At 67.3% G+C, this 12,501-nt stretch carries 8 protein-coding genes; 7 read left to right on the top strand and 1 reads right to left on the bottom strand.

From position 1 onward, the window contains the following. Nucleotides 1–25 precede the first annotated feature (25 nt). The 7 genes from AB5J56_RS21170 (at nt 26) to AB5J56_RS21140 (ending at nt 11,222) form a co-directional block, all read left to right on the top strand. The gene (locus AB5J56_RS21170) at nt 26–1,666 is read left to right on the top strand and encodes a class I SAM-dependent DNA methyltransferase (protein WP_055507738.1); all 1,641 of its coding nucleotides are present in this window, start codon (nt 26–28) and stop codon (nt 1,664–1,666) included. Further along, nucleotides 1,659–2,885, top strand: a complete 1,227-nt coding sequence (locus AB5J56_RS21165) for a restriction endonuclease subunit S (protein WP_157871162.1) — start codon at nt 1,659–1,661, stop codon at nt 2,883–2,885. Before AB5J56_RS21170 ends, AB5J56_RS21165 begins: the two co-directional genes overlap by 8 nt. Beyond that, nucleotides 2,882–6,157 (top strand): type I restriction endonuclease subunit R, encoded by a 3,276-nt coding sequence (locus AB5J56_RS21160; protein WP_369234308.1) that lies wholly within the window; start codon nt 2,882–2,884, stop codon nt 6,155–6,157. Before AB5J56_RS21165 ends, AB5J56_RS21160 begins: the two co-directional genes overlap by 4 nt. A 65-nt stretch (nt 6,158–6,222) precedes the next feature. Beyond that, complete coding sequence (locus tag AB5J56_RS21155; protein WP_369234307.1) at nt 6,223–6,426, top strand: hypothetical protein; 204 nt, start codon at nt 6,223–6,225, stop codon at nt 6,424–6,426. A gap of 122 nt (nt 6,427–6,548) precedes the next feature. Then, entirely contained in the window at nt 6,549–9,023 is a 2,475-nt protein-coding gene (locus AB5J56_RS21150) for an AAA family ATPase (protein ID WP_369234305.1), read from the top strand. Beyond that, a complete protein-coding gene (locus AB5J56_RS21145) occupies nt 9,020–9,427 on the top strand; it encodes a hypothetical protein (RefSeq protein ID WP_369234304.1) in 408 nt (135 codons plus the stop codon). Before AB5J56_RS21150 ends, AB5J56_RS21145 begins: the two co-directional genes overlap by 4 nt. Nucleotides 9,428–9,536: 109 nt before the next feature. Continuing rightward, nucleotides 9,537–11,222: a TIGR04141 family sporadically distributed protein gene (locus AB5J56_RS21140; protein ID WP_369234302.1), complete on the top strand. Its 1,686-nt coding sequence runs from the start codon at nt 9,537–9,539 to the stop codon at nt 11,220–11,222. Between the two features lie 100 nt (nt 11,223–11,322). Here the strand turns inward: AB5J56_RS21140 and AB5J56_RS21135 are convergent, their stop codons facing one another. Then, a complete protein-coding gene (locus tag AB5J56_RS21135) occupies nt 11,323–12,495 on the bottom strand; it encodes a serine hydrolase domain-containing protein (RefSeq protein ID WP_369234301.1) in 1,173 nt (390 codons plus the stop codon). Nucleotides 12,496–12,501: the final 6 nt, after the last annotated feature.

Below are 12,501 nucleotides of genomic sequence, written 5' to 3'. Positions count from 1 at the left end.
CACCGACGAGTCGGAAGAAGGAACGATGCCACCCCGCAAGCGAGCCGCGGCAGCCGCCGGACAGGGCGAACTGCTCAGTGTCTCCAGCACCAAGGAGATCCAGGACATCCTGTGGAAGGCTGCGGACAAGCTCCGTGGCTCCATGGACGCCGCCCAGTACAAGGAGTTCGTGCTCGGCCTGGTCTTCCTGAAGTACGTTTCCGACGCCTTCACCGAACGCCGCGAAGAACTGGCCGCTGACCCCGAGCTGGCCCAGATCCCCGAGCACCGCCGGGCGGCCTTCCTCGAGGAGAAGGATGAGTACACGGAGAAGAACGTCTTCTGGGTGCCCCCGACCGCCCGCTGGGACCACATCTCCGAGAACGCGGCCAGCGCGGAGGGCGGCGTCGGCGCGCTCCTGGACACGGCCATGGACGAGGTGATGAAGGCCAACAAGACCCTCACCGGCGTCCTCCCGAAGATCTTCAACCGCGACAACGTCGACCAGAAGCGCCTGAAGGAACTCGTCGACCTCATCAGCGACGCCCGCTTTACGGGGCATGGCGACCGCCCCGCCCAGGACGTCCTGGGTGAGACCTACGAGTACTTCCTGGAGCGCTTCGCGCGGGCGGAGGGCAAGCGAGCTGGCGAGTTCTACACGCCGGCGAGCGTGGTCCGCCTGATCGTCGAGGTGCTGGAGCCGTACGAGGGGCGGGTGTACGACCCTGCGTGCGGCTCGGGCGGCATGTTCGTGCAGAGCGGCAAGTTTGTCGCGAAGCGGCGCGGCAAGGACCACACGCACGACATCGCGGTCTACGGCCAAGAGGCCAACGAGCGCACGTGGCGTCTGGCCAAGATGAACCTCGCCATCCACGGCATGGACCCGAAGGGCGTCGGCGACCGCTGGGCGGACACGTTCGCGGACGACAAACTGCCGGATCTGAAGGCCGACTTCGTGATGGCCAACCCGCCCTTCAATATGTCCGACTGGGCAAGGAAGTCGGACGACAGGCGGTGGCGGTACGGCACCCCGCCCCAGTCGAACGCCAACTACGCGTGGCTCCAGCACATCGTGTCCAAGCTGGGGGACCGGGGCAGCGCGGGCGTGGTCTTGTCCAACGGCTCGATGTCGTCCAAGCAGTCGGGCGAGGGTGAGATCCGCGCGGCGATGGTCGAGGCAGACCTGGTCTCCTGCATGATCGCCCTGCCGGGCAACCTGTTCCGTACGACGGCGATCCCGGCGTGCCTGTGGTTCCTGACGAAGGACAAGTCCCCGCAGGGCGCGAAGGCGTTGGAGGACCGGCGGAGCCGGGTGCTGTTCATCGACGCGCGAGCGATGGGCACGATGGTCGACCGCACGGAGCGGATCCTCACGGAGGAGGACCTGGAGAAGATCTCCGACACGTATCACGCGTGGCGGGGCACGAAGTCGGCGAGAGACAAGGGGCTTTCGTACGAGGACGTGCCGGGGTACTGCTACAGCGCGACGCTGGAGGAGATCGAGAAGCACAACTATGTATTGGCCCCGGGGCGGTATGTGGGGGCGGCAGAGGCCGCAGAGGATCCGGATGCGGAGCCGGTGGAGGAGCGGATCGCTCGGCTGACGAAGGAGTTGTTCGAGCAATTGGATGAGTCGGCTCGGTTGGATGTGGTGGTCCGGGAGCAGTTGGGGAGGATCGGTGACTGAGTGGCAGCGCGTTGTTAGCGACCTCGAAGCTGACGGCATTCTCCTGGTGCAAGACGGCAACCACGGCGAGTATCGGCCGAGGCCAGCAGAGTTCGGGAACAGTGGAACGGCCTTCATTCGTGCCGCGGACATGAGGGGTGGGCGCCTTCTCTTCGAGTCTGCTCAAAAGATCAACGAAATCGCCAGGGAGAGAGTTCGAAAGGGAATTGGTGCACCCTGTGACGTAATCCTCTCTCATAAAGGAACAGTGGGGAAGGTTGCTTTCGCCCCAGCAGTCAGCCCCCCATTTGTTTGCTCACCGCAGACAACGTTCTGGCGTAGCCTGAACCATGAAGCAATCGATCCCCTATATCTCTACGCTTTCCTTCAGTCTGAGCCTTTCAAGGCACAGCTTCGGGCCCGCGAAAATGAGTCCGATATGGCGGCATATGTATCGCTCACGGAACAAAGGCGATTGAGTGTTACTGTGCCACCATTGGAAATTCAGCGTGCGATTTCCGGCGTGCTTGGGGCGCTGGACGACAAGATCGCGGTCAACGAGCGCGTCGCGGCAATGGCTCGCGAACTCGGTCTCACCTTCTATTCTCAGAGTCTTCATGATGACGACTCCACTGAAGTAGTTGTGGACTCAGTCGCGACTGCGCTGACTCGCGGCGTCGCTCCGAAATACGCAGACTCTTCGGATGAACTCACAGTGCTCAATCAGAAGTGCATTCGCGACGGGCGTGTGAATCTCGAACCCTCCCGTCTGACTCTCCGGGAGAAGGTCAAGGCCCCCAAGCTGTTGCAGCTTAACGACGTGCTAGTGAATTCAACGGGTGTTGGTACTCTCGGGCGGGTTGCCCGCTGGACCTTGGACCTGGACGCGACTGTCGACTCGCACATTACGATCGTGCGCTTCAATGAGAGCAAGGTCGACCCCGTTTGTGCCGGATTTGCCATGCTGCGTGCTCAGCCAGAGATCGAGGCGATGGGCGAAGGCAGCACTGGTCAGACCGAACTCCGGAGATCTCAAGTCGGTGAACTGGAACTCACCCTGCCCGGCCCTGCTGGCCAGAAGGAACTGCGCCCCAAGCTGGATGCGCTGGAGGAGCGAGCGGACCAGGCGCTCAGGGAGTCTTTGGCCTTGGCCAACCTCCGCGACACCCTCCTCCCCCAACTAATGTCCGGCAAGCTCCGAGTCCGAGACGCCGAGAAGATCGTGGAGGACGCCGTATGACCACCGAAAACGGCAGCGAGCACACAGACGCCCCCCGCACCCCCGCCCACCTCGACGCCAAAATGACCGAGTCCACCTGGGAGCACCTGGCCCTGGATGAACTCGTGCAACTCGCCTGGGAGAAAAGGGCTGGCAAGGACCTGGCCCCCGGCACCGGCCACCGCCGCGACTGGGACGACCTGATCCTCCACAACGAACTCCAGGCAGCCATCGAGAAGCTGAACCCGGAGCTGACCTCCACCGCCGTCCACGAAGCCCTCCGTATCGCCACCGACCCCGCCTCCCGCGAGGCGTACCCGGAGAACAAACAGGCGCACGAATACCTCACCACCGGCATTCGGCTCACGTACACCGACGAGTTCGGCGCCGAGCAGACCCCCACCGTCCGCCTCGTCGACTTCACGGACCCCGACGCGAACAGCTACCTCGCCGTCAACCAGGTCACCCTCCGGGAAACCGACGGCAGCCACCGCCGCTTCGACATCGTCCTGTACGTCAACGGCCTGCCCCTGGCCGTCGTCGAGTTGAAGAGCGCCTCCGACGAGAACGCCACCCTCAAGTCGGCCCACGCCCAACTCCAGACGTACGTCTCGGAGTTCCCGATCGCGTTCCGCTACAACGTCCTGTGCCTGGTCTCGGACGGCATAACCGCCAAGTACGGCACCGCATTCACGCCGTACGAGCACTACGCGCCCTGGAACGTAGACCACGAGGGCAAGCCCGTCGACACCAACGAGCCCGGCTACGACGGCCTCGACGCGCTGAACCTGGCCCTCCACGGCCTGTTCACGCAGGAGCGGTTCCTCTCCCTCACCCGAAACTTCGTCAACTTCCCCCCGCCCAAGCCGGGCGAGCCCCTCTCCGGGAAGCGCATCGCGAAGCCGCACCAGTACTTCGCGGTGAACAAGGCCGTGGACGCCGTCGTCGAGGCGTCGCGGACGAACGGCCAGGCCGGCGTCGTCTGGCACACGCAGGGTGCGGGCAAGTCGGAGGAGATGGTGGAGACGGCCGCGCTCGTCCTCCGTCACCCGGCGCTCAACAACCCCACCATCGTCGTCATCACCGACCGCAACGACCTCGACGACCAGCTCTACGACACCTTCCTCGACAGCGAGTCCCTGCTGCAGGCAAAAGCTCAACAGATCGACACGCGCGAGGAGCTGCGCACCGAGCTGACGGGGCGCAACGTCGGCGGGATCGTGTTCACCACCCTCCAGAAGTTCGGCCTGAGCCAGGAGGAGAAAGCGGCCGGCAAGTCCCACCCCCTCCTCTCCGAGCGCCGGAACATCCTGGTGATTGTCGACGAGGCGCACCGCTCGCACTACGACAGCCTCAACGGCTACGCCCGCCACCTGCGCGACGCCTTGCCGTACGCCACCCTGCTCGCCTTCACCGGTACGCCCATCTCTAAGGCCGAGGCCGACACCCGTGCCGTCTTCGGGGAGTACATCGACATCTACGACCTGAAGCGCGCCGTCGACGACGGGGCGACGGTCCGCGTGTTCCACGAGCCGCGCGTCATCAAGGTTGACCTGCCCAAGGGCATCGACCCGAACAAGCTCGACGAGCAGGCCAACACCCTCACCGAGGGAATGGACGACGCCGAGCGCCGCCGCGCCATCCAGTACGCCACGACGATGAACACCGTCTACGGCGCCGAGGACCGCATAGCGAAACTCGCCGACGACCTGATCGCGCACTGGGAGCAGCGCCGCGAGCTGGTCAAACCCGACATCGGCGCCCCCGGTAAGGCGATGATCGTGTGCGCGACCCGCGAGATCTGCGTACGGGTCTTCGACGCGCTGGCCGAGCGGCGACCCGGCTGGGCCAGTGACGAGGTCGACAAGGGCGTCATGAAGATCGTCTTCCACGGCGACCGCTCCGACCTCGAGCACCTGCGTAAGCACTCGCTGCGCAAGTCCCAGCAGAAGGTCGTCCAGAAGCGCGCCAAGGACCCCGACGACGAGCTGGAACTGCTCATCGTCCACTCGATGCTGCTCACCGGCTACGACGCCCCGCCCGTCCACACCCTGTATATGGACCGCCCGATGCAGGGCGCCAACCTGATGCAGGCGCTCGCCCGCGTCAACCGCCGTTTCCGCGGCAAGCAGGACGGTCTGCTCGTCGGCTACGCGCCCCTCACCGACAACCTGACCAAGGCGCTGCGCGAGTACTCCGACCAGGACCGCAAGGACCAGACCCTCGGCGCGGACATCGAACGGGCCGTCACCGAGGTCAAGAATGAGCTGGCCACCATCAAGGGGCTGCTGGCCGGGAGCCGTTGGAAGGAGTGGCTTGCCGACACCGGCCGCCCCGACTCCCGCAAGCGCGCCCTGCGCCTGACCGCTGACTTCCTCCGGAACCCGAAGAACCCGGGCAACAAGGTCGAGCCCCCCGCCAAGCCGCTCTCCGTCCGCTTCAAGGACAGCGCGGCCCGGCTGGACCGCTTCTACCGTGTCTGCGCGATGAGCAAGGAGATCGCCGAGCGCTGCGAGGACCTGGACGACTGGCGTCGTGACATCTCCTTCTTCAGCGAGGTCCGGGCCTGGATGATTAAGCTCGACGCCGCCCAGCGCGAGGCCAGCGGGGAGCCGCTCAGCGCCGAGGTCCAGCGTTACCTGCAGGCCCTCGCGGCTTCGGTCGTAGACGCCGACGACATCACCGACCTGTACGCGGAGGCCGGGATCGGCCGGCTGGACATCACCCGTCTCAACGAGGCGCAGCTGCGCAATCTGGAGAACTCGGAGACCCCGCACCTGGTCACCGAGGCCCTGCGCCGCATGATCCAGCAGAAGATGCGCGAGGTGACCAAGCACAACGTCGTCCGCAACGAGAGCTTCACCGAGCGTCTGAACGATCTGATGAGGCGTTACATGCTCCAGCAGCTCACCAGCGCCCAGGTGATCGCCGAACTCGCTGCTCTGGCACGGGAGGTGTCGGCGGAGGCCCGCCGTGGCGAGCGGTTCGACCCGCCGTTGACCCACGCGGAGCTGGCCTTCTACGACGCCGTCGCACACCGCGACATGGCCGAGGCGATGGAGGGCGGTGACGACACGCTCGCCAAGATCGCTCGTGCCCTCGTCAAGGACATCCAGAAGAACCTCTCCGTCGACTGGCTCTCCCGCGAACCTGTCCGGGCGAAGCTCCGTACCCGCATCCGCCGCGTGCTGGCGATGTTCGACTACCCGCCGGAGGAGGAGCGCGAGGCGGTCGACCTGGTCCTCAAGCAGATGGAGATCGTGGCCGCTCTCTGGGCGCCCGCTGCGAAGTAGCAGCGCATACGGGAGGGCGCCATCAGGGGCGCCCTCCCGTATGGCCAGGTGCGCTCGACGCGGTCGTGCAGTACGGCGTAGGCCGCCGGGCCGCCCTTCTCGACGGCCCGGTGGATCACGTCACGGTGTGCGACGAGACGCTCGACCATCTCGACACTGCGAAGCTGCTGGTTGTCCAGATAGAACAGCACCGCCTCGTGCTCCAGGACAGCTTCTTCACGCCACGGATTTTTTTGATAACCCTGGTTATCACTGAGAACATGGATTGAGCAACTTCTCCGCCTCTAACGTCTGTTCCGTAACACCGGGCTCGCGCAAAGCGAGAGGCTCACCCCTCTCGCTCACCGCACGAGCACGGCCCCGGAACCGACCACGGAGGGCGGAGAGCACCATGACGGAACACCCCGCACAGAGCGAGCCGAACGCATCTGACCATCAGGTCGATCATCGCCGAGGCGCCTCCTCGACGCTCTCCCGCCTGACCGTCCGCCTCGAAAGCTCGGCGCTTGCCGAGGAACCTCGGGCACTCCTGCGAGAGGCACTGGGCGCCACCGCGACGGAGTCCTCCGCTACCCCCGTCGATCCGCACTCGGACCAGCGGGTGTTCCTCGACTCCATCAGCGTCAACGGCTTTCGCGGCATCGGCCGCAAGGCACGTCTGCCGCTGACCGCGAAGCCTGGCGTCACCCTCGTCGTGGGGCGTAACGGCTCGGGGAAGTCCAGCTTCGCCGAGGGCATTGAGACGGCGCTCACGGGCCGGACCGCCCGCCTGGACAAGCAGCGGGGCGAGGTGTGGCGCCGGCACTGGCGCAACCTGCACGACGGGGCCGACCCGAAGGTCGAGGTCCGCCTCGCCATCGCGGGCGACCCCCGGCTGTCCACTCTGACGTGCACCTGGTCCGGCGACGACGTCACCGCCCCCGAGGTCGAGTTCAGGCGGCCGGGCCACGGCCGTCGGCCCTTCGCCGGCATCGGGTGGGAGCGGGCCCTGAAGGACTACAACCCCTTTCTGTCGTACGCGGATCTCGACAAGGTTCTCAATGGCAGGCCCAGCGAGCAGTACGACTCGGTCGCCGCCATCCTCGGACTCCGCGAACTGACCGACGCGGACGAGCGGCTCCAGGGCATCGAGAAGGCGCTCGACTCCGCGCTGAAGCAAGCCGAGGCGGAACGGCCCGTACTTGCCGAGGCGTTGTCCGCGCTGGACGACCCCCGGGCGGTACGCGCGCTCGCGGTCGTCGGCAAGGCGGGCGACCCCGACTTCGTCGTGCTCGACGCCCTCGTGACCTCACTGCCCGACGCGGACGAGGGCCGTCTCCGTGAACTGCGGACGACCGCCGCGCTGACCGGACCTGACCTCGGCGCGGTCGGCGCGGCCGTAGACCGGCTGCGCGAGGCCGTCGCCGTACTCGACGACGTACGTGCCTCGGGCGCCGAGGACGCCCACCAGCATGCGGAGCTGCTGGCCAAGGCCCTGGAGCACAGCCGTCGGCACGAGGACGAGGACACCTGCCCAGTGTGCGGGTCCGACCGGGCGCTCGACGAGGCGTGGGCCGAGCGGGCCGCCGAACAGGTGGCGACCCTGCGGCAGGAGGCCGCGACCGCGCGGGAGGCCCGTACCGGGCTGCGGGACGCGGTGGACGCCCTCCGCTACCTGGTCACCCCGGTCCCCGCGTGGCTGCCCGCCCCGCTCGTGGACCCGTGGGAGGAGTGGAAGGCGTGCCGGGCGATCGACGACGCCGAGCGGCTTGCAGCCCGCGCCGAGACCGCCGCGCTTGTCCTCGCCGACGCCTGCGCCGCGCTGCGCGACGAGGCGCTGCGGGAGCTGGAAAAGCTCGACGAGGAGTGGCGCTCCTGTGTCACCCGCCTGGCGTGCTGGCTCGACCGGGCCCGGCCTGCGTACGCCGGCAGGCCCCGGCTGTGCCAGGTCAGGGCGGCCCGTAAGTGGCTCAAGGAGGCGCGTGCCGAGCTGCGCGAGCAGCGGCTGCGGCCGTTCGAGGATCACTCGCAGCGGATCTGGGAGGAACTGCGTCAGCAGAGCAACGTGGACCTGCGTTCTGTGCGCCTGACCGGTAGCGAGAAGGCCACCGTGCGCAAGCTGGTGATGGATGTGTCCGTCGACGGCACCGAGGCGGCGGCCCTTGGCGTCATGAGCCAGGGCGAACTTCACTCCCTCGCGCTCTCGCTCTTCCTGCCGCGCGCCGCCGCGCCGGACAGCCCCTTCGGTTTTGTCGTCATCGACGACCCGGTGCAGTCCATGGATCCCGCCAAGGTCCACGGCCTCGCGAAGGTGCTGCATGGCCTTGGGTCGACTCGGCAGGTCGTGGTCTTCACCCACGACACGCGGCTCCAGCGAGCCTTCACCAACCAGGAATTCCCGGTGACCGTACTGGAGGTGGAGCGGGCGGGCCGGTCCGTGGTGACCGTGAGCCGGGTGACCGATCCGGTCGGTCAGGCACTGGCCGACGCACGCGCTCTCATCCGCACGCGAAACCTCCCGCCGGTCGCGATGACCCATGTGCTGCCCAGCCTCTGCCGCGCCGTCCTGGAACGGGCCTTCTCCGAGGCCGCGTGGCTGCGGCTGCACCGGGCGGGGATGGCCGAACACGAGGCGGAGAAGACCGTCGCGGGGGCCGTCACGCTGATGGACATCGCCGCCCTGGGGCTCTTCGGAGACCCGTCGAAGAGGGCCAGTGACGTCCAGCGCGAGCTGCGCAGGCGGTGCGGCCCCGGGGCGGTGGACCTCATCCAGAAGTGCCAGGAGGGTGCCCACCCGTCGGGCACCTCGATGCCGGACCCCCAGCGGTTCGTGGACGACATCAAGGCCGTTGCCCTGACGGTACGCAAGCCCGAGGAGGGGCCGTGAACCAGACGATTCGCCAGCTGCTCGACACCGCCGAGCTGCTCCTCACGGACACCGGCGAGCCCGCCACGCCCGCTGCCACGACCGTACCCGCTGCGTCCGCTGCCGCCGCGGCGAGCCGGTGTCGAGGTGCCGCCTTCGCCCTCCGTGTGGCGCTGGAGAGCGCGGTCGCAGACCGCCTCACCGCCCACCGGGCGCCGCGCGCGATTCGGGAGGGCACCCAGCGGGCCGCGTTCCTCTGGCTCCGCGGTTGCGCCGAAGCCGGAACGGCCCGCCAGGCGAAGGCCGTGTGGAGCCAACTCTGCCTGGGATGCCACTACCACCAGTACGAGATCGGTCCGACGGAGGACCAGGTCCGCGCGTGGCATACCGAAGTCGCGGCGATCGTCGCCCTGTTGGCCCGCTGACCCGCATCGGCGCCAGGAGAGGCGCCGCCGGGAGGAGACACGCGTGAGAACCACACCACGAGGACGGTTATCGCGACCGTCCGCAAAGACCAGAATGAGGAGCGGCACCATGACGGCCCGTACGTCCAAGCGAACCCTGTACCGGCTCAGGGGCGTGCCTCCCACTGCCGACTCGATGTTCGACGCCCTGGACGCGGACCAATTGGAAAGGGTCCACGCGGATTTCGACGTCCCCGAGAACCTCGGTGTACCGGCGATCCTGGTCACCGGCAGCTTCGAGCAGCCTGTGGCGAGCTGGTGCGACGAGATCTTCCGAACGACGGGTATCGAGGTGTCACGGTCCGTCAACCGCTCGGCTGGCCTGCTGATGCTGGCCGTCGACGGTGAGGTGTACGCGATTGGGTACGACCAGGGCTTCCGCCTGGTGCCCGACCGCCTGAAGGACCACCGCTTCGGGCTGAGCTTCGCGTCCCGCCGAGTGGACCCCGCGAAGATCCGCGACCTGGTGTCGCACACTCCCGGTGGAGGGCGCACCGACATCACCCTGATCCCGAGCGGGGCCTCGGTGTGGAGCCTGGGCATCGTCGAGCACGCGCAGATCGTGCGCCGCCTCGGCGGCCACCTGGACAACATCCCGCTCACCATCTCCCGGGACAACCCGGGGAAGATCTCCAGTGCCGAGGGCGGCGCCGGCCTGCGCATGCGGCTCGGTGTGGAGGGTGCCGACCTGATCGCTGACATCCGTGCGATCGCCCGCGTGTTGCGCGAGGAGAAGCCGAGCCCGGAACTGGAGTTCGTCGAACACGTCGTGCCCGTCGACGATCCCAGCCTTGTCACCCGCCTGGAGGCCATCCTCGACAACCTCCTGGAGCAGGAGCCCGACGGGAGAATCAGCGTCGCCGTCCCCGCCGACCATTGGGACGACTACATGGCCGCCCGGGCGTTCAGGGCCAGGATCAACAGCGACGCGGCCGGCCGGTCGACCGACGACTTCGACCTTGAGTACGTCCTCTGCCGCGCGCGCATCCAGCATGCGGGCAGCCGCGTGGCCGCGCTCCGGGAAGGAACCGTCACTCTCTATCGGCATGGCCGCGCCAACCGGGCCGACGAAATCTGGACGTCCAGCGCGCTCCGGTGGATCGAGGCGGAAGTGTTTCTCGACTCTCGCCGGTTCTTCCTGATGGACGAGCACTGGTACGAGATCGACCAGGAGTATCTGAAGGCGATCCGCTCGCACGCCGAACGGCTGATCACCGACACCCCGTCCGTCGACCTGCCCTCGTGGATCCTCGGGGAGAAGGAGCGCACCTACAACGCGTGCGTGCCGGACCAGCGGCCCGGGTACGTCTGCTTTGACCGCGACAACGTGCAGACCGCGCTGCACCGCGGGAACGGCGTGGAGATCTGCGACCTGCTGAGCCCCGACAACGCCCTGGTCATGGTGAAGCGGGCCAAGGGCTCCGACACGCTGAGCCATCTCTTCAGCCAGGCGCTCGTCGCCGTACAGACGCTGCGGAACTCCCCGGAGGGGAGGGAACGGTTCGCCGAGAAGGTGGCCGCGGCCCGGCAAGGGCGCGGTCTACCGGAAGACTTCCGGCCTTCGAAGGTCGTCTTCGCAATCCTGCTGAAGGACGGCACCGACCTCACTGCCGACACCCTGTTCCCGTTCTCGCAGGTCACTTTGGTGCAGACGGCCAGGACGCTCCAAGCATGGGGTGTCCAGGTCGAGGTCGTCGGCATCGCCTCCACTCCGCCGACTGCCACCTCGACTGGGACACGGCGGTTGGCGGCGTAGCCGCCGTCCACCGTAACGACGTACGCCGACGTTGCTGGCGAGCCGTTCCGGATCTCGGGGTAGCTGTGATAGCGGACAAGGACCACAGCGATGCCAGCTGTTACGCCAGGGACTTTCGCACCGCGTCGACCAGCGACGTCGCACGCACGTCGTTGGGGCCCCCGATGATGTTGTTCATCGCATAGCCGAAGGCGATGCCGTGCTTCGGATCAGCGAAGCCGAGCGAGCCGCCTCGACCGGTGTGGCCGAAGGAACTCGGCCCGATCATGGGGTTGGTCTCGGTAGGCAGCATGTACCCGGAGCTGAACCTGCTCGGGATCAGCATCACCTGGTCCTTCCCGCTGGCCTGCTCCTTGGTCGCCGAAGCAAGGGTCTCTGAGGTCAGCAGGCGCACGCCGTCCACCTCGCCGATCAGCGCGGCGTACATGCGCGCCAGCCCGTGTGCGGTGCTGATGCCGTTGGAGGCCGGGAGTTCCGCAGCCTGTACCTCGGGCGAGTCGAAGTCGATCTCGGCAGGGTCGGTGACCGTGTACGCCCTGTTGCTGAATGACTCCGGATCTCGCCACGCTGCAACCTGCTCGCGGAGTTCCTCGGGAACCGACTCGGCGGGCATGGTGGTGAGGTCGACGGCCGGTCGCTGATACACCATGCGGCTGACCCGGTCGCGTTTACGCGCCGGCAGTCCGATGAAGAAGTCCAGTCCGAGGGGGGCGGCGATCTCGTCGGCGAAGTAGCGGCCCGGTGTCTGGCCGGAAACCCGGCGGATCACTTCGCCGACGAGCCAGCCCCAGGTCCGGCCGTGGTATCCGTGTGCGATGCCCGGAGTCCACAGAGGGCGCTGAGCGGCGAGTGCGGCCGCCATTGGATGCCAGTGCAATGCCTCGTTCAGCGGGACCGGTTGGTCCAGCGCGATCAAGCCGGCCTGGTGGGACAGCAGCCAGCGCACCGGGATGTCCGCCTTGCCGTTCGCGGCGAACTCCGGCCAGTACTTCGCCACCGGCGCGTCCAGGTCCAGCGCACCACGCTCGGCCAGCATGTGCGCTGCGGTCGTGGTGGCCCCCTTGGTAGCCGAGTAGACGAGCTGCAGTGTGTCCCGCGTCCACGGTCGACCGGTCTCGGGGTCGGCGATGCCTCCCCACAGGTCCACCACCGGTCGGCCGTACTGGTACACGCACACCGCTGCGCCGATGTCCCCGTGCTGGGAGAAGTTCGCTGCGAACGCCTCACACACCGGTTCGAACCCAGCCGCGACCTCACCGTGGATCGTCGTCATGCCGTC

It is taken from the genome of Streptomyces sp. R21, from assembly GCF_041051975.1.
Lineage (GTDB): Bacteria > Actinomycetota > Actinomycetes > Streptomycetales > Streptomycetaceae > Streptomyces.
The sequence above is the reverse complement of the archived record's forward strand: the minus strand, read 5'-3'. Positions and strand labels throughout refer to the sequence as shown.

Bases quoted from the DNA above. Each gene is read 5' to 3' on its own strand.
- AB5J56_RS21160 (WP_369234308.1), top strand. From the start codon at position 2,882: ATGACCACCGAAAACGGCAGCGAGCACACAGACGCCCCCCGCACCCCC.
- AB5J56_RS21140 (WP_369234302.1), top strand. From the start codon at position 9,537: ATGACGGCCCGTACGTCCAAGCGAACCCTGTACCGGCTCAGGGGCGTG.
- AB5J56_RS21135 (WP_369234301.1), bottom strand. From the start codon at position 12,495: ATGACGACGATCCACGGTGAGGTCGCGGCTGGGTTCGAACCGGTGTGT.
- AB5J56_RS21170 (WP_055507738.1), top strand. From the start codon at position 26: ATGCCACCCCGCAAGCGAGCCGCGGCAGCCGCCGGACAGGGCGAACTG.
- AB5J56_RS21150 (WP_369234305.1), top strand. From the start codon at position 6,549: ATGACGGAACACCCCGCACAGAGCGAGCCGAACGCATCTGACCATCAG.